This window comes from Nocardia sp. NPDC002869, assembly GCF_046764065.1.
Lineage (GTDB): Bacteria > Actinomycetota > Actinomycetes > Mycobacteriales > Mycobacteriaceae > Nocardia > Nocardia rhamnosiphila.
In genome coordinates, this window is sequence record NZ_JBKOOL010000016.1 from 28,042 (window position 1) to 48,338 (window position 20,297).

Consider the following 20,297-nt stretch of genomic DNA (forward strand, 5'->3'; position numbering starts at 1 on the left):
CGGAGTGCGGTGCGGGTCCGTTCTCGGGGGCGGTCTCCGGCTGATGAAGGTGGCTCCAGAAGCGCGCCCATGGACCGACAGGAGTAACGCCGGTCCATCCACGGGGGTCACCGCGCCGCCACTGCGACGGGCAGCGCAGAGCGCTGCGGGAACACGATGAAGATTCGCGACGATGGGCGGCCTCGGAAGGCGATCCGGGAGGATGGCCGCGGAAACTATGGCGGTTACGCGACGACAGCGAAAACTACGGCGGTGCAGGGTGGGCCGCGGAGACCAACGTGGTGCGGGGCGCCGTGCGAACGCGACGGCGGGGCCGGTGTGTCCGGCCCCGCCGTAACTTCTCGCGGTCCTTTGCTCAGCAGCAGCGTGCGCCCGGGTTGCGTTCCGCGTCGGCGTACCGCTCCCGCCAGTAGTCCCGCTCGCTCGCCACCGGGCGATCGGGATGCACCCTGCGCATATGCGCGAGGTAGCGCTGGTAGTCCTGCCCACCGACGACGGAGTCCAGATACCGGAAGACCGCCCGTACCCCGCGGGCGAGCGCCCGTACCCCGCGGGCCGGCGCCACCGGCAGCTCGCGCAGTCCGGGCCGCTCGGCACCCACGGTGCCGGCGTGCCCGCCCGGCCCTGCCGCGAGCTGCCCGGTCAACTCCGCACCTCCGCGGGTGCGGCCCCCGGCACCGCGGCCGCACCCTTCGTGATTTGCTCGTCCCACTGCCGCTGGACCTCCTTCTCCGCCGAGGTGACCAGAAAACCGCTGGGCGCGAAAATCTTCGACGGTTCCTCCGGCGATTCGGTGGTCGAGGTATCGCCCGATTTCACGGTGCGGTAGCAGACCCATACCGCGGCCAGCACCACGATCAGCACCAGCACCGCGAAAACGATGGACAGCACACCCTGGATGAATGTATTGCGAATGACCGCGTCCACGTCGTCCGGTGTTTTCGCCGTCAGGCACAGCTCACCGGCATCGCGGGCGGCCCGGCAGATGCTGTTCTGTTTCCAGTAGCCCACCTTCGGGTCGGCCGAGAAGATCTTCTGCCAGGACGCGGTCATGGTGACGATGAGATCCCAGGCCAAAGCGATACCGGGGATCCAGGCCCATTTCGTCAGGCCCTTCTTCACCAGGATCGTCAGCACCACCACCAGCGCGATCGCGGCCAGCAACTGGTTGGCGATACCGAACAGCGGGAACAGCGCGTTGATCCCGCCCAGCGGATCCGTCACACCCATCAGCAGGATCGATCCCCAGGCCGCCACCACGACCGCCGAGCACAGCCATGCGCCCACTCGCCATGACGGATCGGCGAACTTACGCGCCGGACCCCGCAGGTTGCCCAGCGAATCGGACAGCATGAACCGCGCCACGCGGGTGCCCGCGTCGATGGTGGTCAGGATGAACAGCGCCTCGAACATGATCGCGAAGTGGTACCAGAACGACTTCATCCCGGCGCCGCCCAGGAACCCGGAGAACACCTCGGAGATCCCGATGGCCAGCGTCGGGGCGCCGCCGGTGCGGGAGATCACCGACTCCTCACCCACATCGGTGGCCGCCTGGCTCAGTTCGGCGCCGGTCGTCGGCGGACCGGACAAGCCCAGGCCGTTCGTGTAGGCCGCGGCGGTTTCCGCGGTGCCCCCGGTCGCGCCAGCCGGGGCGTTCATGGCGAAGTACAGGTGCTGATCGATGATCGACGCCGTGATGATCGCCATCACCGCCACGAACGACTCCATCAGCATGCCGCCGTAGCCGATCACCTTGGCATGCGATTCCTTCTCCAGCAGTTTCGGTGTCGTGCCCGACGACACCAGCGCGTGGAATCCGGACAGCGCACCGCAGGCGATGGTGATGAAGAGGAACGGGAACAGGCTGCCCGCGAAGGCCGGGCCGGTGCCCGAGGTGGCGAATTCCGAGACCGCGGGCGCCTTCAGCACCGGCAGGGTCACCAGGATGCCGACCGCCAGCAGGCCGATGGTGCCGATCTTCATGAAGGTCGACAGATAGTCGCGGGGGGCCAGCAGCAGCCACACCGGCAGGACCGAGGCGACGAAGCCGTAGCCGATCAGCATCCACGAGATGGTGACGGGATGGAAGGTGAACCACCCGGCCCAGGTGTCGTTGTGCGAGACCCAGCCGCCCGCGATGATCGCCAGGATCAGCAGGACGAAACCGATCGCCGAGATCTCACCGACCCGGCCCGGTCGCAGATACCGCAGGTACACGCCCATGAAGAGGGCGATCGGGATGGTCATCGCGATGGAGAAGACACCCCACGGGCTGTGCGCCAGCGCGTTCACCACCACCAGCGCCAGCACCGCCAGCAGGATCATCATGATCACCAGGACGCCGATGATGGCGGCCACACCGCCCACCACGCCGAGTTCGTCGCGTGCCATCTGCCCGAGACTGCGCCCGCGCCGTTTCATCGACACCCACAGCACCAGGTAGTCCTGCACCGCGCCGGCGAATACGACGCCGACGATGATCCAGATGGTGCCCGGCAGGTACCCCATCTGCGCCGCAAGCACCGGCCCGACCAGCGGTCCCGCCCCCGCGATGGCGGCGAAATGATGCCCGAACAGCACCCGCCGGTCCATCGGCATGAAGTCCTTGCCGTTGTCCAGGATCTCGGCCGGAGTCGCCAGGTCGTCGCGGGGTTTGACGACCTTGTATTCGATCAGCCGCGCGTAGAAGCGGTAGGCGACGATGTAGGTACACACCGCCGCGATCACGATCCACACCGCATTCACGGATTCGCCCCGCGCGATCGCGAGGACCGTCCAGGCCACGGCGCCGAGCAGCGCGATGGCCGCGAAGATCGCCTTCTTCGCGGGCGTGATCGGGGACCGGTCGACCACACCCACGGGTGGTAGGTCGGGGTCGGTCTCGAGATATTGGATAGTCCTCATCGGGCAACTCCTGTACAGCGAGCTGGAACATGCCGGCCACACGAACGTAACCGATGGCCGTTCGGCGCTTCGACGGTTGCGGTGAACGGTCACTGTGGTGCGCCGAGTGGAATGTTCCGCTGTTTCCTCCGCGTATAGCTATTGGGGTCCTGGTTGGTATCTGCCTTGGTATCATTTGCCGCATGGCCTGGACGATGCGCTTACCCGAGGACGAAGAGCAGGCGCTCAACGCGCAGGCCGACGCCGAGGGACGTTCGAAGCACGAGATAACCCGCGATGCCGTACGTGCCTACCTGTTGCGGCACCGCCGCTGGGATACGCCCCTGCTGACCGACGAAGAGACCTTCGACCTCGGCGGGTCGATCGGTAAGGACGAGATCCGCGATGCCATGAACCGCTCGGCGTGATAGTTATCGCGGATACATCCGGACTTCTGGCTCTCTTCAATCGCTCCGACCCCGAACACTTCGCGGCCCGCCGCGCCGCCGATTCCGCCAGTGCCGTCGTCGTGAGTCCGCTCGCGCTGACGGAGGTACACCATGTGGCGAGTGTCCGGGCCGACCGCCGCGTGGCGGACGGAATTCTGCGGCTGATGGCCGATCGCGTCGCCGCGGGCCGCATTGTCGTGCCGGAGGTCGATGCCAGGGTGATCCGTACAGCTGTCGAGGTCCGCGGGCACTACGGGGCGATGAACCTCGATCTGGTCGATGCGATGTGCGTGTGTCTCGCGGAGGCGTTCGCTACCGATGCGGTGCTCACTATGGACCACCGCGATTTCCGGGTGCTGCGACCGCTGACCGGATACGCGGCGTTCAGGTTGCTGCCCGATGATCTCGAATAGCCCCTCGCGGGTCGAACGGCAACCGCACGGCCGGGGTACATAGAGCAATTTCGGTCAACCGGATTCCGGTCCGGCGTGCATACGGTGGGGCAATGCGCGAAACCCCCGAAGAACTGGCCGCCCTGCAGACCCTGCTCGACACCTCCCTTGCGGGTGCCACGGGGCATCTCCGCTCGATCATCGCCGCCGACCGCACCCTGACCGCCGCGCAGCTCACCTCGGTTCTCACCGGTATGTGCCTGCTCACCCTGTCCACCGTGACCGCCAAGGGCGAGCCGCGGGTGAGCGGGGTCGACGGGCATTTCCTGCACGGCCGGTGGTATTTCGGTACCGCGCGCACCGCCGCCAAGGCCCGCCACCTCGCCGTCCGCCCGGCCGCGAGTGTCGCGCATATGCGCGGTGAGGGATTGGGTGTGTTCACGCACGGCACCGCCGAGACCTTGAACCCGGCCGGTGGTGAACCGGACGCCGAGTGGCCGGAACTGCTCGCCTACTTCCAGGATTTCTACGGCGACGACGCGTTCGACTGGGACAACGATGTGGTGTTCTTCCGCCTGCGCCCGCACTGGACGACCGTCTACGCGCCCGATTTCGCCGCGCTCACCGCGCAGTGATCGCCGCCCCGGCCGATCGGTGCCGGCCGGGGCGGCGCGGCAGCCACGGGGAGCGGTGTCACGAATACAGGCCCAGTGCGCTCGGCAGCCGCGCGGTAACCACGGGGAACGGTGTCACGAACGCGGGCCGGGTGCGCTCGGCCGCCGCTCGGTGGACCGCCGGGTGACCGCGTCGGCCACCTCGTCGAGCGCGGTGCGGATCATCGCGCCGTAGGCGTCGTCGGAGAGGGCGTCCAGCCGTTCCCGCGCGGCGGCGAGTTGTTCGGCAGCGGCGTCCCACGATCCCAGCCGCCGATAGTTGTCGGCCAGGTTCAGGTGCAGCGACGGATAGAACCCCGCGACGCGCAGGCTCGCGTGGTGCCGCTGCACCCGGTCGTCGGTGAGAGCGTCGGCCGCGTCGAGGGCGCGGACATCCCAGGCCAGCGCCTGGGCGGGATCGTCGTGGAGATCGGCGAGGTAGTGCGCGAGGGTGCAGCGGTGCAAGGGGTCACCGGCGTCGCCGATCCCGCGCCAGATCTCGAGGAGACGTTCGCGGGCGGCGGCGGTGCCCCCGGATCGGCCGAGCGTGACGGCCGCGGTGATCGCGTCCATGGTGGTGTCGGGGGAGCGCCGTTCGGTGGAGGTCATCGGGGGGATCCGTTCTCGTCGACAACTGCGGGGTCGGCCGGCATGGCCAGGGTGGTGAGGTCGCCGTTGTCCGCGGACCGGACGACCATCGGATCGGTGCGGCCGCCGATATCCAGCCGGACATCGGGTCCGATGGCGGTGGCGACGGCCGGGTGCAGGATGGTGAACCCGAAGACGAGTTCACTGTCGGGGCCGGTGACCCGCGCGGCCAGTTCGGCCGGCGGCCCACCTCCGGTGCCCGAGACGCTGAGCGTGCCCGGCGCGGTCCGCACCCGCAGGTAGCGGTCGCGCTGCTGTTCCAGCGCGCGCATCAGGTCGTGTTTGGCGACCACCGCGTGGGTGGGTGCCGCCGGCAGCGCGGCCAGCAGCCCGCGGTGGTCGGGGAACGGTTCGGCCAGCGTCCGGCAGGTGCGCACGGCGCCGTCGGCGGATCGGAACCGGACGCTGTGTTCGCCGGCTTCGATATCGATCGCGTGGGCGCTGCGGATCTCCGGCAGCGCCGCGCTCAGGTCGGCGCCGTCGACCGTGGCGGCCCACTCGGCCGATCCGGGCTGTTCGGGAACCATCGTGCGGGTGGACAGTCGGTAGCGGTCGGTGGCGGTGAGGGTGAGCGATTCGGGTGTCGCCTCCAGCCGCACCCCGGCCAGAACCGGCAGGTCGGGGTCGGTGCCGGTGGCGGCGAGTATCTGCTCGACCGCCGCCGCCAGCACCGGCCCCCGGACTGTCGCCACCCACCAGCCGGAGGGTTCGCCGAGAGCGGCCTTGACCACCTCGGCGGTCCGTCGTGCCTGCCGGGACCGCTGGAGCATCCCCGCCACATGGTCGTCGATGAGCCGGGCCGCGGTGTGCGGGTCGGTCGCGAGCACGCGGGCGATCTCGTCGAGCGGCATATCGATGGCGCGGAGTCGGCGGATCGTCACCGCGCGTTCGACCTGGGCGGGAGCGTAGTAGCGGTATCCGGTGGCCGCGTCGACCCCGGCCGGTGACAGCAGGCCGGAGTCGTCGTAGAAGCGCAGCGCGCTGGCCGTGATACCGCACGAGCGGGCGAACGCGCCGATGGTGATCAGGTCGGATTCGGGCACGCGCCCATCATCGGGCTTCGAGCAACCCGAAGGTCAAGCCACGACGGCACGGCCCGTTTCGGAAAGGCGCCGCGGCAGGGCTCGACACCGCCGCGGCCACCGGGAACAGCGAACCATGTGCCGGCTCCGAACCGGCGCAGCGACGCGGTTCACTGCCCTCGATAGGTGCCGAAGCTCCAGTAGTTGCCCTCCGGATCGGCGACTGTGAACCCGCGCGACCCGTAGTCCTCGTCCTTCAGCCCGGCGACGGTTTCCGCGCCGGCCGCGGTGGCTCGCTCGTACAGCGCGTCCGGGTCGGCGCAGACCACATAGATCGATTCGGTGCCCGGTGTGCGCCGCTCCGGCAGCCCACCGCCTTTGTCGACGGTGCCGAACATGATTCCGCCGCCCTCCGGCCAGCGCATTTCGGCGTGTTCGATGACCGACGGGTCGCCTTCGCGGGCGTACATCGCCGTCAGTTCGAAGCCGAACGCCCGGACCAGGAAGTCCGCGGTGCCACGGGCATCGGTGAAGGCGAGGCACGGCCAGACGGCCGGTGCGGAGGTGGTGGTCGTGGTGGTGTTCTCGGTTGCGGTCATGGTTTCAGCCTGGGCCGTCGGCCATCTCCGAGTCTTGGACGGATGGAATCTCCTCGGCCAGCCACTGGGTGGGACTGCATCCGGCCAGCCGGGCGAACTCCCGGTTGAGATGTGGCTGGTCGTAGTAGCCGCAGGCGGCCGCGACCTGGGCGATCGAGACGAACGACGGCGTGTGCAGCAGCATGTGTTTGGCCCGCTCGAACCGCGCGACCCGCCCGGCCACCTTCGGGCTCAATCCGAACTCGCTCGTGAAACGTTTGGTGAGGTACTGGCGGCTCCACCCGATCCGTTCGGCGAGCGGTTCGACGCCTATCGTTCCGTGCGACCCCGTCACCGCCCGCCACGCCCAGCTCAGTTCCGGTCCCACCGACCGCTCGGGTACCAGCAGCCGGGTGAGCACCCGGTCGCACGCCGCGAACCGCTGCGGCCAGCCCGGCCGCTCCTGCAGTTCCTCCCACAGTTGCCGTCCCGGCGCGCCGATGAGGTCGGCGAACTCGATCGAGGTGCTCCACAACTCCGCCGCCGGCAGCCCGAACAGCGCCCGGCTGCCCAGCGGGGTGAGCTTGATGGCCACCCCCTCCTGGGCGCCGTCGTGCGCGATCATCGCCGGACGGTCCTGGAGTCCGCTGAGCACGCAGCGGTAGTCGTCCGGCGACTGGCGGGCGTCGGTCTGGCCGATCACATCGATGGCGGGGCCGATGGCGACGATGAACGTCATATGCCGCGAGGGCAGCCCGCGATGCAGACCCGCCTCGTATCCGGTCATGCGGTATCCGATGTATCGGTCGATGAAGGCGGCCAGTGCGGGCGCCGGGTAGGCCGTCACTACCTCGGAGGTCGGCTCCATAGGGTCACGCTACGCCGACCGGCCGACATACCAGGGCCCATCACCGAGCGGCCCGGCGACCGTATGGAGTTCGCCGCCTTCTCCGCCGCCCTCCGCACGGGCGCCCGTCGCGCACGCCCCGGCCGACCGTCACCCTCGGCACTCACCCGCGTAGACTGCTGTCCTCGTGAGTCTCACCCTCGGAATCGTCGGCCTGCCCAACGTCGGAAAATCGACGCTGTTCAACGCGCTGACCCGCAACGACGTGCTCGCCGCGAACTACCCGTTCGCGACCATCGAGCCCAATGTCGGCGTGGTTCCGCTGCCCGACCCCCGCCTGGACAAGCTCGCCGAGATCTTCGACTCCGCCCGCACGGTCCCCGCGACGGTCTCCTTCGTCGATATCGCCGGCATCGTGAAGGGCGCCTCCGAGGGCGCCGGCCTCGGCAACAAATTCCTCGCCAATATCCGCGAAGCCGACGCCATCTGCCAGGTCGTCCGCGTCTTCGCCGACGACGATGTGGTGCACGTGGACGGCCAGGTGAACCCGGCCTCCGATATCGAGGTCATCGAAACCGAACTGATCCTCGCCGACCTGCAAACCCTCGAAAAGGCCGTCGTCCGCCTCGAGAAGGAAGCCAAGGTCAAAAAGGACCGCAAGCCCTACGCCGACGCCGCCAAGCAGGCCCAGGAAATCCTCAACAGCGGCCGGACCTTGTTCCACGCCGCGAAGGAGATCGACGGCGACCTGCTCAAAGAGCTGTCCCTGCTTACCACCAAACCCTTCCTGTACGTCTTCAACGCGGACGAGTCGGTACTCAGCGACGAAGCCAAGGTCGCCGAACTGAAAGCCTCCGTGGCCCCGGCGGATTCGGTATTCCTGGACGCCAAGGTCGAATCCGAACTCCTCGAACTCGACGAGGAATCCGCCACGGAACTGCTGGAATCCATCGGCCAGGCCGAACCCGGCCTGCACGCCCTGGCCCGGGCCGGTTTCCACACCCTCGGATTGCAGACCTACCTCACGGCCGGCCCGAAAGAGTCCCGGGCGTGGACGATCCACCAGGGTGACACCGCGCCGAAGGCGGCAGGGGTCATCCACACCGACTTCGAACGCGGGTTCATCAAGGCCGAAGTGGTCGCCTTCGACGACCTGGTCGAGGCGGGATCGATGGCCGCGGCGAAGGCGGCGGGCAAGGTCCGGATGGAGGGCAAGGACTACGTCATGACCGACGGTGACGTGGTCGAGTTCCGCAGCGGATTAGCGTCTGCGAAGAAGTAACGAGATCCATGCATCGCTGCTGGTAGAAAGGCTAATGGGCTCCATCTGGGAGCCGGGCGGGGCATAGTTTGTTCCGTCGGAGCAGCGCGCCCACTGGTTCGGTCAGCGTGGTTTGCTGCATCGCGGGTTGGCGCACGGTGGATCCGATCCGCCTAGAGCAGGCACTCTCGTGCCACCACGGCGGCGACTAGAGCAGCCCGACGATCTGGAGAACGTCGCCAAGCGTTGGATCTGACGTCGTATGACCATGCTCAAGGCTCTTCAGAACCACCGCACCCTGAGGCGCCCTGTCGACATGGAACGTCGACCAGGTTCGGCACACCGGACAATCCCTGCCTATCAGGTAGGGACGGAGAAGATATAGCCGCCGTTCGGGGCCGCGTAGGTAGAGACTGCCGACTTCCAGTTCGTTGTCCGTATGTTCGGACGAGCTTACTGGTACCACTGGGTGGTCACCCATAAGCTCGCGGTAGTTGATGTGAGAACGCCGAGTCAGCGAATCGCGCCGCACCTCTGCTATCTGCACAAGGGGCCAGTCGGTCAGGAATTGGGCGGCGTCGAGAAGGACTCTCAGATCTTTGGCAGCATCTCGCATCGCCTCCGGCAGATCAGATGCGTCGATGTGACGCATGTGCGCTTGGTCGTTCCGTCGGTCGGCGAGCCGTTTCCGTGCACCGTTGACTGCGGTGTTGGAGAGCAATCCGCGCAGATCACCGAGCGGATGCGACGGCATCATGGATCGAAGCCGTTTGCTCGTGGCTGCCTCGGTCAGGACCGCGGTCCATTCCCCCAGACCGGGCCCTGTCCGGCCGGTGCGAAGCTTTGCCCGAAGCGCGCCAGCGGAGCCGAGCTCGATGCCCTCGTGGCGGGTCAAGGCCAAGGTCAGCAGCGCGGCGTAGCACAGCAGGATCTCGGTCGCGTCCAGAATTGCTCCGTAGGCTTCCCTGGTTGGTGCCGCGCTCTGCAGTACCTCTGCGATGCGCCAGCGTGCGGCGACCGGGTACGGGAAACGCGTCCGCACAGTGTGGCCGAGGTCGTCCAACAACGAAGCAGCCTCGACGCGCAACCGCAGGGTACGGCCGGACTCTATGAGTCTTCGCCGGGCCTCCGATGGGGCGTCGCTGCGGAACACTGAGGTGAGGATGTCGTCGGCTTGAGCCTGCCACTGTTGAAGGCGCTCCTTTGCTGAATCGAGGCCATCCAACGCGTCGGCCAGATCTTGATCCGGCTGAGGAACAACCAATTCCGCCAACGGTGCCGACCGAACATGCATCGTCCCGTTGATGCTGGCCAACGCGGCGTTGAGCAGCGTTAGAGCAAAAGGAGTTCGGAGATACCTCAGGGCAAAATCTCTGTCTCGCGCCGCCTGCTGTTCACGCGGTCTCATCACTTGCATGTGGTCCGCCACCGCGACCGGAAGGTCCTCCAAGCGGACGGTGGCTAGTGCCAGGCCCGGATCGTTGCGGCGGTAGAAACTCCGCACCAGCACGTCACCTACCGCGAGATGGAATTGCTCGGGTACGGCGGCCCACGGAGTGTCCTCACTCGGGCTACTTAGAAACCCATCGCGACTGACGTCCCGGCCCCGCAGCATCCGCACCGCCCCGACAGCATCAGACGCACATTCCCACTTTTTCCACTGCGGCGTGTGGATCGTAGGCACGAACTCGTACAAGTCGCCCAGACGAACCACACCACCGAACCCCGACAGGCTTGCACGCCGCTGCTCGATGTCAGGGTCGTGCGCATCGAAATTGAGCCCGACATCTACGTCTGGTGTCTGACGCAAGACGTACCCGAATTCGCTGCGGCCTCCGCCCTGTTTGAACAGGCGCGCGAAGTCGGATCTGACATTCGCCGCGTCGGCTTCCGCAGGAACGCGGAACATCCTGACCGGAGGCGAAGTGTCGGCTCTTGCCCGGAGCGTGATCGCTTCCACTCGAAAGCGGTTCTCCGCAAAGGGGTAGCCGCCTATGGCCTCGATTACCGCAGCTACGTCCCAGTGTGAATGTATGTGCTGCCGCATCGGCACCGCCGACCGGGAACTGAGTTCCCCTGCAGGCAAGACGACTGCCAGACCCGAATCATGCGATGGCGGTCGGAGCTGCTGCAGGTTCTGGTCGTAATGTGGCCGACGCGATCTAATGGCTCGTTCCCACAGTGGAATCCATACGACCCGGGTATGTGTCTCCAGCAGTTCCGACAGCATCTCTGGGAGACTCTCGTCAGTGGTGTAGATTGTGCCAGGCCCCCAGTCCGGCGAGCGGACGTCTGCTTCTGGACTCTCCTCAACGAGGACAACAGGCCTATCGCCAACTGGGCATTGCAGAGCAAGTGCCAGCAGCTGCAGAAGCTCCTCGAACGGAGTGTCGGAAACCCCGAGTTGCTTGTCCATAAAGGGTCCTCCTGCCTCCTGCCGATCTTGATCCTGCATCACAGTCGATCCACAGACAACCGCCCATGGACCCTCTATCGGCCGGCTGTTGCGGGAATGACCTGAATTCGGGTGGCATAGACCAAAACTCGGTAGTGGTTCACCAACCGGGGTCGAGTGCCGTACGTTTGGCGTTCCTCGCGGAGCGCCAAACCAGCTCGGTGCCGATGTCTCTGATCCAGGTGGTGTAGCTCTTGACGAGGCCACGGTTTTCTAGATCCTTCAGGCACTCGTACGTAGATTTGCGTTCGTGGTCGTTCGGGGGTTCTAGGCAGTCGCCGTGAAACACTCCACAGGCGATCTCGTCGACTGTCTCCGCGACATCTTGGTCTCGGAGGTGGCCAAGAACCCGTGCTTGGATGGGCCTGAGGGCGCGTTCCTGTTCGGCCTCCATCCGCTCCTGCCTTCCGCCTGCCATACTTCGTGCTCTCGAATCTGCTTCGGCACTTCGAGTTTAGGGGGTACAGCCACGGGGCGTTGTACCTGATCGCGGTAGCCGTGTCACCAGTCGAGGTCGCGGATGCGTGTACATTGTCGCCATGCCATTGGGGGATGATCTTGCTGAGGTCCTCAGCATTCAGGAGGACCGCACGTCGGATCCCAAGGATCCAATCATGCGGCGCCGTAAAGAGCTCGTCGAACGACGAATTCCTGCCGAGTTGGAACGAATACTTGAGCCGATAGATTCGATCTGGAAAGCCGAGGGGAGCGGGGGTAAGGGAGCGCCAGCCGAAGTTCCTTGGACTCGCTTCTTTGACCCGGAACTGAGCGCGCGGGCCGGTATCGGCTGGTATGTCGTCTACCTATTCAGTGCTGCGGGGGATGCGGTCTACTTGTCGCTTAACCAGGGGACCACGACCTGGAATTCAGACAAACAGAGCTTTATGTTTCGAACTCCCGAGAACCTTGAGGCGCGGGTTGAGTCAGCCCGAAAGATCCTGCGGGCTTCCGGGCTAGTAACCAGCTTCGATGGAATCAATCTGAGAGCGAAGCAGAAGCTGGGGCGCGCGTATCAGGCCGGTAATGTTCATGCCATTCGGTACTCGACTTCGCAGATTCCTTGGGATGGCCAGTTGACGGCCGATGTACAGACCATGGCTGAACTGCTGGAGTCACTGTATGAGAGTGAGCTGCGCGGCATCGACTTCGAGCGGCCGCAAGATCTAAGTTCAACCGTCCTGGCGGCCCGGGCACCGCGGCCAGGAGGGGCGTCCCCCACCCCAGTGGACGTGGGCGTGGAGTCTGCACCGTCGGATGTGGTGCTGGCATCGGTAACGGACGACGAAACCGCCGGCCCGGATATGTTGGGCATCGATGCACATGCTCGCGCCCTGGCGACGGTGATCGCTGCCAAGCAGTCTGCACCACCCCTGGCGGTAGCGCTGTACGGTGAATGGGGTAGTGGCAAAACCTACTTCATGCATCGTGTGGAGACTCATATCAAGCGGTTTGGTCGCGGTGATCGCGACGGGCTGGTGTTCGAACCGGCTACTGGCCATATTCGCTTCAGGGCATGGCACTACGAACGTGGCCACCTCATGGCCAGCCTGCACCGGCAGATCTTTGAGGCTCTAGATCTCAGAGGGCCGCGATCCGATCGCGAGCTCCGGGAGGCCAACCGGAATATCGCCGCCGCTAAAGATGAGCTTCATGCGGCCACCGCCGGCGTCAGCGAAGCTGAAGAAGCGCGAAACAACCTGAAAGACGAGATCGGGTCTGTCCGCGCCCAGCACGACAACGAGCTCGAAGAGCTGAAAGCTATCGACGCGAGGGATATTTGGGAGCACGCAAGTCCGCAGCTGGAGGAACAGATAACGGCTGCAACGCGGGACCTGAACTTGCCAGCAGCACGTGAGAGCGCCTTGGACCTGCTAAGGGCCGCACAGGAGGTGCAGGCCCTCGGTTCCCGGATCAAACTGCTGGGTACTCCCCGAGGCCGATGGTGGTCATCACCCCTGGTCGGGGCTGCGCTCGCAATGCTAATCGTCTTGGCGGTAACTATGGTGCTCGGACTCTGGCTGTCCGAGGCGCTGCGATCGATGGGCACCACTATTGGCGTGGTGGCTTCCATGGCGACTGGTCTTGCTGCCGGCGTTACCAGGCAGATCGGAGTGGTGCGACGGTTCCTCGAACCCGCCGAACAGTTGCAGGCCATGGTCGAAGGCCGCCTAGAGGCCAAGCGCGATGAGCAGCAGCTACAGATTGACGAACTTGAGCAGGAGCTCTCCCAGGCAGAGGAGATGCTCACGGTCGCGCTCGCACATGAGGAAGCAAAGCGTCTTGTGTTGAACGAAGCGGAACGACGGCGGGACGAGTTGACGCCAGCTGTCGCCCTTCAGCGCTTTATCGCCGACCGAGCTGACACGGCAGAATACGATGAGCACCTTGGTGTAGTCACCCGCATTCACCACGACCTGCACGAGCTCAGTCGACGCCTTCACGCAGCGCTATCTGACCCGGACTCGGTGCTGAAACGAATCGTGCTCTATATCGACGACCTCGACCGCTGCTCGCCCGAAACGGTCGTCGCAGTCCTTGAGGCAGTCCATCTGTTCTTGGCTCTGCCACACTTCGTAGTGATTATGGGCGTCGACCATCGCAGCCTTGAGGGCTCGCTTCGTACCGAGCATCCAGGCGTTCTGGCCGCCGGCGATCATCTCACTACGCCCGCTGACTACCTTGAGAAGATCTTCCAGCTCACTTTCACCCTGCCGGCGATGACTGAAGACGGGTGTAGAGCGATCCTTCGCGACGCGATCGATCGCCGTCCAGTCTTCTCTGAACTTGAGATCGGCGGCGTGGGTGTGACTGAAGAGGAAGATCCGGAGGCTGTGCCCGACGAGGCAGTAGAGGGCGCGGGATCACCGTCGCGAAGCGGCGAGGATCCCGCGCCAGCCAGGGACCTCGCGCGACAGACCGAGGAGCAGCATGAATTCCCCATTGACCCATATGTGATCCGGTCACTGGACATCACCGACAGCGATCTCGAATTCCTCGACCTGGTTGCACCAATGTTCGCCACCACGCCGCGGAGGGCGAAGCGGTTCCTGACCATCTACACAGTGGTCCGCGCTCGGCTCGCCGCACTTGATTATGACGCCGCAGCGGTCGCGCTGCTGGTTGCAGCACTAGTAGGCGCACCTAACACCCTCGGGCGGGTCCTGCGTGTGCTTGACCCAGCCGCTTCGGCCGGCCGAAAGTTCGGCGACTTGCCCCGCCGCGGTTTCCACGATCCGCTGCACCCTGCCGAGTCTGATCGGGTCGCAAGTTTCGTCGCCAGCGCCGGCAGCCTTACCAATGTGGCTGTAGAGGCGATCGTCGCCTACCGCAAGGAAGTCCTCCCGTACACGATCGGGATCAATAGCGATGTCCCTGAGTTCGACATAGTGCCGGCGGGCGGCGATGCGTGAGGTAACTGCGCATGATTCGCGCCCGCGCCGAGTGCGACGCAGAGAGGCAGCTTGGTCCGAACGGAGTGTCGTAATGACGTATTTCTTGTCGCTGTCCAACCTCAGCGGATTGGATCCGTCGCTCGGATCGACCTGATACGCCCTGGCGGTATCAGTTGTGTGCCAGTGTGTTGTGGCATCTGGTAGCTTCGCTGCAGGACTGGCTTGAAAGTGCGGCGAGCGGGTGCGTGGTGGGTTGTCAAGTGGGTCGAGTTCCGCAGCGGATTAGCGTCTGGGTCCAAGAAGTAGCCTGTGCGGTACACGGCGGCGCCTGCTTGGCTGGAGTGTCCATGGGTGATCGGATAATCTGGGATTTTGTGGTGCCTGGAACTCCTAGGTCGTTGCAGTCAAAGGGATCGGGGAAGGCCAAGTGGAAGCAGAAGGTACGTCGGTGTGCCACTAGCGGGTTGCACCCCTCCCTGTTTCCGTATCTGGGTGCGGTTTCCGTCTCAGTCGTATTTTTTCATCTGACTGAGACGTTGGATATGGACAATATGCTAAAGCCGATTCTCGACGGGCTATATCCTGAGGTCATCCTTGATGATGGTCTGATTCAGGATATAGTCGGCAGCCGCCGCAATATTTCTGAGGAGATTGCGTTCAAAAACCCACCGGAATGTGTCATCGGACCGCTCGCGATGGGAGAGCCGTTTGTATACGTGGCAATCGCAGCCGCAATGGACCAGAGGGAGCTGCCATGGATGTAGATTCGGTTGTGCAGTCTGCGGTATTGAAGCATATTAACCGATCGCCGACCACAGGAGCGTGGAGGGTCTACTTCCCACCTGATATCCCCTCCTTGCCAGAGGAGTTGTCGGGAAGTCATTTTGATGCCGTTGCAATAGACGAGTTTGGACGGGGCGGGGTGGTTTACAAGGTTGTCCAGCGCAAGGGATCTGGCATCTCCGAAGACGAAATGTCGCTGATCGCTGAGATGAGATCGGTGGTCCGCGGTCTGTCCGGGTGGGATTTCGAGATCATCTTTCTGCGTCCTGACCGTGCAGTGCTCGACGACGAGTCGGAAATGTTGAAGCGCCTGGCAGAGGCTAAGACGATTATGGAAATTGCTCCATCGTCTGCTTTCGTATCCGCATACGCTGTTCTTGAATGGAAGCTTGCTCGATTGGTCAAAAACCTCGGGCTAAAATATAGCCCAAACACAGTCGGGCTGGTCTCTGAGCTGATTTCTGCGGGATACTTGGACGATGAGTATTTGGCTAGCGTGAGAGCATTTCAGCGTCTTCGAAATGCGCTTGTTCACGCGCATAAAGTCGATCAATCTATTACGGCCGAATTGGTTAACGAGCTGATCCAATTGATCGAGCAGATCGATGCCGGGGTTAAGGTGGAGTTCCCCACGGAAGATTGAAACTTTGTCGAGTTCCCGTAGAGGATTGGCGTCCTGGGAAGATTAGGATCACGGAGGCGCCTGTGGCGTGTTTTCGAGATCAGGCGCCAGAGAGGCGCACCGCAAGACATTGTCTAGCGGTGCTCCCACGTCACCCTCAAGAGTCGGAGCTACGGTACCTCTCGGCGAAGTTCAGCACTTTCGCGGATAGCAGCCGGTGCGGCGGAATCGGTACTCGACGTGTGAAGCCCAGTCCGGTCTGCAACGCGTACAGCCCTGTGCGTCCATCGAATCGACCGATCAGTTCGCGCACAACTGCGGCGTCTTCCGCGGTTTCTGGATGCAAAATGTCGTCGAGCTGCTCTTGAACTTCGGCCAATGCAGGCATCGCCTCTTTTGCCATATTGATAATGCTGGGATTGCTGGTCATCGCAAGCAACGGCTCGCGATTATAGCGCTTACTCATCACGCCTGAGGATTCTTTCATCCATCCGCGATCCATGTTTATCTCAATAATTGGATCGTGGTGAACACTAGCTTTTATGACGACGGCGGCGGCTTCGATGCTGATATGGAGCATTACATGACGAAGCTGTAAGAGCCATTTATACCCAAAACAGCTGTCGTAGAGGTCGTGGAATATCTTCGACGCCCGCTTGTATTCCTCTGAATCTTTTCCAAATTTATCTTGAATCAACCAATAGGTCTGCGTTTGATGCACATGAAAGGCGCTGGTCAGCGTCACTGCACCGGATCTGATGCGCCGGACAAACTCATCTACAGCATCGGGGTATCCCCATTTGAATCTCCCTTCCTTGACGTCAGTCAGAGCGTCGGTAACGATCCTCATGAAAACGTCGAGTTCATCGAACACGTACATTAAAAGGTCGCGGTCTACCCGGCGTTTCAGTCGCTCATACGCTGTCGAGTAGCGCTGGTGCTCCTCGTCTTCGAATGCGCATATCTGGGTCCAAATCACATTGGCCTCTACGTTTTCGTCAGAGTAACCAAGCATCGCACCGTGCTGAGGAAGGGCTTTTTCTGCCTCAATCTTATCGGAGGCCAATTTTTCAATTGCTTCAATATTTGACTTTAATAGCTCAACCCTATATTCCATCTCTCCGGCAGCGAGGGGGCCATTGTGAAGCCAATTTTCTGCTTCTTGGACCGAACTCGACATTCTTTCCGTAACTGCGGTCCGCACCGTATTGACACTTACTTGATCATCTTTCGCGCACTGGATCGATACTTGAAGAAGAGCGGACAGAATATCGAGCACTAGCGGATTTGCTGGGGACCCCTTTATCGGTGGGTCCGATTGAATTGCTTCCGAAAGAGCGTCTATTAGAGATTCCATGTATTCGAAAGCGGAAGGCGCAGTCGCCGTACCGAGTGAATCTATTTGCTCGGCGACCCAGTCCCTCCATCGTTGAAGTTGTTGCATTCCTTCGTTTGCCACCTGACGACCCATTTCCCTTCGATCGCGCGTACATTGAAATACTCACCCCGTATCGGAGAATTGTCGGCCCCCGTTTCACATCGGCACCGGCGTCCAATCAGGTGGTGGGTCGGCGATGTCTCTGCCGCAGGTGAGGTAGGACAAAGCGCCCCGGCCGAACTGGACGTCGACAGCGCTCGTGCTGCCCGGTCGCAGCGCTGGTAAGCGCACTCAACTTGCTCGGCCGGGGTCCTGCGGCACTTGATCCTGCTACGGCCGGGCTGCAGTAACACCAGCGCGTTCAGCTGGCCGACATACCGGGCAACTTGCTGCGTACCGAGGTGGCTTCCAGTCGCGACATGCGCGAGGGCACGCGAGGTCCGCACAACGACGAAAAGGTACGGTGGGGGCGTGATTGATGCGGTCGTCTTCGATGTTGGTGAAACCCTGGTTGACGAGACTCGAGAGTATGGTACTTGGGCTGACTGGCTCGGAGTCCCACGTCATACCTTCGCGGCGGTCTTTGGTGCTGTCATCGCAAAGGGTCTCGACTACCGCGAAACCTTCCAGGTGTTCCGGCCTGGCTTTGATCTTGACCGCGAGCGGCAAGCGCGCGCAGACGCCGGTCAGCCGGAATGGTTCGGTGAAGAGGACCTCTACCCCGATGTGCGCCCAGCCTTGACGAAGCTGCGTGAAATGGGCATCTGGGTAGGAATTGTCGGAAATCAGACGGTGCGTGCCGGGGGTCTCCTCCGTGGGTTGGAGCTGCCGACCGACTTCATCGCGACATCTGACGATTGGGGTGTTCAGAAGCCGGCGCTGAGCTTTTTCGAGAAGGTGGTGGAGTCTGCAGGTTGCTCAGCGGACCGGATCATCTACGTCGGTGACCGTATCGATAACGACATCGCTCCGGCGAAACAACTGGGCATGCGGACGGCCTACATTGAGCGCGGTCCGTGGGGTTGGATCCACCGGGACGAGCGGGAGGTCGCGGAGCTGTCCGACTGGAGGATCCGCGACCTCACCGAGTTGCCCGGGATCGTTGGAGCCGAGAACGGCACTCGTTAACCCACAAACGAGTTGACTGTCGTGTGCCAGTCGTACAGCCGCTCATCAAGTGCCCGGACCTCGGGTAGTGAGTCCCACTGACGCAAGGTCTGGCGTACAGCCTTGATACGGTCCAATGCCGTCGCGTACCAGTGCTTCCCGATGATATTGAGTGCTTCTTCGAGGTATGCACACGCGCGTCCAGGCTCCTTCTCCAGCACGGACGCCGCGGCGATATCGGCGAGATAGATCGATCGCTGCTTGACGGCGTCGTCCGGAAGGTTCGACAGCACCTGCTCCAGCGTTTCGCGCGCCTCGCGCCCACGGCCAGCAATCATCAGGGTGTTTCCCTTGAAGCCTGCCAGGCGAGTCGGGGAGAACCAGTCGAGCCACGGCGGTGATGACTGGTCCCCCGGCCCGTGTTCCTGGTAGATCTGCTCGGCGTGGTGGATGAGGCTCAGTGCGCGGCGCGTATCTCCAAACCTTGTCTCAACCTCGGCTTCGACGGCGTCGAGCCACGCGGTCATTTCGGCGCTTGCGCCGCCACGGCGAGCGAATGCTCGCGCGGCGCGAATTCGCTCACGAGCCTCCTCCGCACGGCTTGCCTCGCCGGAGAACGCCGGCGCGAACGCCATGTGGGCGAGTGTCGCGGCACCCAGCAGCGAGTCTCCTGCTTCATGTGCAGCCTGAAGTGCCAGAACTAAGCTGGAGTGAGCGGCTTCTGGCTGTTGGAGATCGAAGAATTCGAGTCGTCCAGCGAGAAGACTGGACTCCGAGACTGCCTTCGCCAGTGCGACCTTCGCCGGCCCGGTCAGCTGGGGCAGGAGCTCCACGCCGAGCTGTGCATGCTCGGCTACAGATCGGTGCAACCGGGCGGCCGGCAGCGACCAGTACAGGTGTCGGTGCGAGACAGTAATGGCCTGATAGTCGGCCGCAACCGTTGGCGGGAGTTGCGGCATCGAAGAACCGAAAAGGCGCTGACTGGCGGGGAACCGCATGTCGGATCTCGTTCGACCAGGCTGCTCCGCCGAAGAGCTATCTGCGCCTTCATTCCACGGCGGTGTGAATCCCAGCTCCGTAACAGGCCTCTTGAAGAGCGCCTCCAATGCTGCGACATGTTCAGGATGCGGCCAGGGAGGGTCAGCGGATTCCCAACGGCGGACAGTCCTGCTCGCAACTTCGATGCGGAGGCCGATCTCACGTGCCGTATCCGTCAACGCATCAGCAAGCGCAGTTTGTGAGCGGTACCCGAGGCCTTGGCGAGCCGCGCGGAGGGCAGCGTTTCCTGTGTTTGCCATACCTCCAGCTTAGTCCGCTACCAGGACTTTTGTAGCCATATGGGACGTGAAATGGCCCACCAATGTCCTCTTTTATGTCCTTCTTGAGGACATTGCATCGAGAGAACCTCTTAGGGAACGGATTTCCGAAATTTCCCGTAAGGAGTGATCTTAACGTGACATCGAAGTTGTCAACCGCCCTTCCCGAGGGCCTCATCGATCTCAAAACGGCTGGAGCGCTCGTCGGGGTCGACCCCCGAACCGTCAGGAACTGGATCACAGAGGGGTCCATCCAGGGCTGGCTGTTGAACGGTCGAAGGTGGCGCGTGCAGCGTGCCCAGGTTATGGCTCTGGTTCGGCCAGCCACTCTCGACGAGACGGGTGGTGCGGCATGAACGACCAGGAGATGCCTCGCCCACGGAAGTCACGGACCGAACTCACTGACCAGGACGTTGTCGACTACCTGGACGAGATTGTTTCACAGGCTCCGCCGATGTCCGCCCAGGCTCGCGCCAAACTGGCCGCACTGCTGGGCCCTGCCGCTAGGAGG

The 20,297-nt window shown here is 63.4% G+C and carries 19 protein-coding genes; 9 read left to right on the forward strand and 10 right to left on the reverse strand.

From position 1 onward, the window contains the following. Window positions 1-355: 355 nt before the first annotated feature. Entirely contained in the window at window positions 356-565 is a 210-nt protein-coding gene (locus ACLML9_RS04935) for a YbdD/YjiX family protein (RefSeq protein WP_411944388.1), read from the reverse strand. A 77-nt stretch (window positions 566-642) separates the two neighbouring features. Beyond that, the gene (locus ACLML9_RS04940) at window positions 643-2,904 is read right to left on the reverse strand and encodes a carbon starvation CstA family protein (RefSeq protein ID WP_411944355.1); all 2,262 of its coding nucleotides are present in this window, start codon (window positions 2,902-2,904) and stop codon (window positions 643-645) included. Between the two features lie 182 nt (window positions 2,905-3,086). Here ACLML9_RS04940 and ACLML9_RS04945 point away from each other — a divergent pair, with 182 nt between their 5' ends. From ACLML9_RS04945 to ACLML9_RS04955, 3 genes are all read left to right on the forward strand, one after another. Then, on the forward strand, window positions 3,087-3,311 hold the full coding sequence (locus tag ACLML9_RS04945; protein WP_411944356.1) for a ribbon-helix-helix protein, CopG family: 225 nt from the start codon (window positions 3,087-3,089) through the stop codon (window positions 3,309-3,311). Further along, window positions 3,308-3,745, forward strand: coding sequence for a type II toxin-antitoxin system VapC family toxin (locus ACLML9_RS04950; RefSeq protein ID WP_411944357.1), 438 nt, complete (start codon window positions 3,308-3,310; stop codon window positions 3,743-3,745). Before ACLML9_RS04945 ends, ACLML9_RS04950 begins: the two co-directional genes overlap by 4 nt. Window positions 3,746-3,837: 92 nt before the next feature. Then, window positions 3,838-4,359, forward strand: a complete 522-nt coding sequence (locus ACLML9_RS04955) for a pyridoxamine 5'-phosphate oxidase family protein (protein ID WP_411944358.1) — start codon at window positions 3,838-3,840, stop codon at window positions 4,357-4,359. A 114-nt stretch (window positions 4,360-4,473) separates the two neighbouring features. Here the strand turns inward: ACLML9_RS04955 and ACLML9_RS04960 are convergent, their stop codons facing one another. The 4 genes from ACLML9_RS04960 to ACLML9_RS04975 all read right to left on the reverse strand — a co-directional run bounded on the left by ACLML9_RS04960 (window position 4,474) and on the right by ACLML9_RS04975 (window position 7,493). Further along, window positions 4,474-4,986 (reverse strand): hypothetical protein, encoded by a 513-nt coding sequence (locus ACLML9_RS04960; RefSeq protein ID WP_411944359.1) that lies wholly within the window; start codon window positions 4,984-4,986, stop codon window positions 4,474-4,476. Beyond that, on the reverse strand, window positions 4,983-6,068 hold the full coding sequence (locus ACLML9_RS04965) for a MerR family transcriptional regulator (RefSeq protein WP_411944360.1): 1,086 nt from the start codon (window positions 6,066-6,068) through the stop codon (window positions 4,983-4,985). Before ACLML9_RS04965 ends, ACLML9_RS04960 begins: the two co-directional genes overlap by 4 nt. Window positions 6,069-6,217: 149 nt before the next feature. Then, a complete protein-coding gene (locus tag ACLML9_RS04970; protein ID WP_411944361.1) occupies window positions 6,218-6,646 on the reverse strand; it encodes a VOC family protein in 429 nt (142 codons plus the stop codon). A 4-nt stretch (window positions 6,647-6,650) separates the two neighbouring features. Next, complete coding sequence (locus ACLML9_RS04975) at window positions 6,651-7,493, reverse strand: helix-turn-helix domain-containing protein (RefSeq protein WP_411944362.1); 843 nt, start codon at window positions 7,491-7,493, stop codon at window positions 6,651-6,653. Window positions 7,494-7,659: 166 nt separating this feature from the next. On the opposite strand from ACLML9_RS04975, the gene ychF reads away from it, so the two are divergent. Beyond that, a complete protein-coding gene (gene ychF, locus ACLML9_RS04980) occupies window positions 7,660-8,754 on the forward strand; it encodes a redox-regulated ATPase YchF (RefSeq protein WP_411944363.1) in 1,095 nt (364 codons plus the stop codon). Window positions 8,755-8,941: 187 nt separating this feature from the next. Here ychF and ACLML9_RS04985 read toward each other — a convergent pair whose 3' ends face one another. Both ACLML9_RS04985 and ACLML9_RS04990 read right to left on the reverse strand, forming a co-directional pair. Further along, window positions 8,942-11,149 (reverse strand): hypothetical protein, encoded by a 2,208-nt coding sequence (locus tag ACLML9_RS04985; protein ID WP_411944364.1) that lies wholly within the window; start codon window positions 11,147-11,149, stop codon window positions 8,942-8,944. 139 nt (window positions 11,150-11,288) lie between these two features. Further along, window positions 11,289-11,582, reverse strand: coding sequence for a hypothetical protein (locus tag ACLML9_RS04990; protein WP_411944365.1), 294 nt, complete (start codon window positions 11,580-11,582; stop codon window positions 11,289-11,291). 145 nt (window positions 11,583-11,727) lie between these two features. Between ACLML9_RS04990 and ACLML9_RS04995 the strand changes: the two genes are divergently transcribed. The 3 genes from ACLML9_RS04995 to ACLML9_RS05005 all read left to right on the forward strand — a co-directional run bounded on the left by ACLML9_RS04995 (window position 11,728) and on the right by ACLML9_RS05005 (window position 16,006). Continuing rightward, window positions 11,728-14,598: an MrcB family domain-containing protein gene (locus ACLML9_RS04995; RefSeq protein WP_411944366.1), complete on the forward strand. Its 2,871-nt coding sequence runs from the start codon at window positions 11,728-11,730 to the stop codon at window positions 14,596-14,598. Window positions 14,599-15,122: 524 nt separating this feature from the next. Then, on the forward strand, window positions 15,123-15,344 hold the full coding sequence (locus tag ACLML9_RS05000) for a hypothetical protein (protein ID WP_411944367.1): 222 nt from the start codon (window positions 15,123-15,125) through the stop codon (window positions 15,342-15,344). After that, window positions 15,335-16,006 (forward strand): hypothetical protein, encoded by a 672-nt coding sequence (locus ACLML9_RS05005; RefSeq protein ID WP_411944368.1) that lies wholly within the window; start codon window positions 15,335-15,337, stop codon window positions 16,004-16,006. The genes ACLML9_RS05000 and ACLML9_RS05005 overlap by 10 nt, the downstream gene beginning before the upstream one ends. Before the next feature lie 136 nt (window positions 16,007-16,142). On the opposite strand, the gene ACLML9_RS05010 is transcribed toward ACLML9_RS05005, so the two are convergent. Next, window positions 16,143-17,264, reverse strand: a complete 1,122-nt coding sequence (locus ACLML9_RS05010; protein WP_411944369.1) for a hypothetical protein — start codon at window positions 17,262-17,264, stop codon at window positions 16,143-16,145. 570 nt (window positions 17,265-17,834) lie between these two features. On the opposite strand from ACLML9_RS05010, the gene ACLML9_RS05015 reads away from it, so the two are divergent. Further along, window positions 17,835-18,491 (forward strand): HAD family hydrolase, encoded by a 657-nt coding sequence (locus ACLML9_RS05015; protein ID WP_411944370.1) that lies wholly within the window; start codon window positions 17,835-17,837, stop codon window positions 18,489-18,491. On the opposite strand, the gene ACLML9_RS05020 is transcribed toward ACLML9_RS05015, so the two are convergent. Further along, window positions 18,488-19,468 carry a hypothetical protein gene (locus tag ACLML9_RS05020; protein ID WP_411944371.1) on the reverse strand — a complete coding sequence of 327 codons (981 nt, stop codon included), beginning with the start codon at window positions 19,466-19,468 and terminating at the stop codon, window positions 18,488-18,490. The genes ACLML9_RS05015 and ACLML9_RS05020 overlap by 4 nt on opposite strands. Before the next feature lie 374 nt (window positions 19,469-19,842). Here ACLML9_RS05020 and ACLML9_RS05025 point away from each other — a divergent pair, with 374 nt between their 5' ends. Then, entirely contained in the window at window positions 19,843-20,142 is a 300-nt protein-coding gene (locus ACLML9_RS05025; protein ID WP_411944372.1) for a helix-turn-helix domain-containing protein, read from the forward strand. Window positions 20,143-20,297: the final 155 nt, after the last annotated feature.

Coding starts and splice junctions, on each gene's coding strand:
- ACLML9_RS04940 (WP_411944355.1), bottom strand. CDS start 2,904: ATGAGGACTATCCAATATCTCGAGACCGACCCCGACCTACCACCCGTG.
- ACLML9_RS04945 (WP_411944356.1), top strand. CDS start 3,087: ATGGCCTGGACGATGCGCTTACCCGAGGACGAAGAGCAGGCGCTCAAC.
- ACLML9_RS04955 (WP_411944358.1), top strand. CDS start 3,838: ATGCGCGAAACCCCCGAAGAACTGGCCGCCCTGCAGACCCTGCTCGAC.
- ACLML9_RS04960 (WP_411944359.1), bottom strand. CDS start 4,986: ATGACCTCCACCGAACGGCGCTCCCCCGACACCACCATGGACGCGATC.
- ACLML9_RS04970 (WP_411944361.1), bottom strand. CDS start 6,646: ATGACCGCAACCGAGAACACCACCACGACCACCACCTCCGCACCGGCC.
- ACLML9_RS04975 (WP_411944362.1), bottom strand. CDS start 7,493: ATGGAGCCGACCTCCGAGGTAGTGACGGCCTACCCGGCGCCCGCACTG.
- ACLML9_RS04985 (WP_411944364.1), bottom strand. CDS start 11,149: ATGGACAAGCAACTCGGGGTTTCCGACACTCCGTTCGAGGAGCTTCTG.
- ACLML9_RS04990 (WP_411944365.1), bottom strand. CDS start 11,582: ATGGAGGCCGAACAGGAACGCGCCCTCAGGCCCATCCAAGCACGGGTT.
- ACLML9_RS04995 (WP_411944366.1), top strand. CDS start 11,728: ATGCCATTGGGGGATGATCTTGCTGAGGTCCTCAGCATTCAGGAGGAC.
- ACLML9_RS05000 (WP_411944367.1), top strand. CDS start 15,123: ATGGACAATATGCTAAAGCCGATTCTCGACGGGCTATATCCTGAGGTC.
- ACLML9_RS05005 (WP_411944368.1), top strand. CDS start 15,335: ATGGATGTAGATTCGGTTGTGCAGTCTGCGGTATTGAAGCATATTAAC.
- ACLML9_RS05020 (WP_411944371.1), bottom strand. CDS start 19,468: ATGCGGTTCCCCGCCAGTCAGCGCCTTTTCGGTTCTTCGATGCCGCAA.
- ACLML9_RS05025 (WP_411944372.1), top strand. CDS start 19,843: ATGTCCTTCTTGAGGACATTGCATCGAGAGAACCTCTTAGGGAACGGA.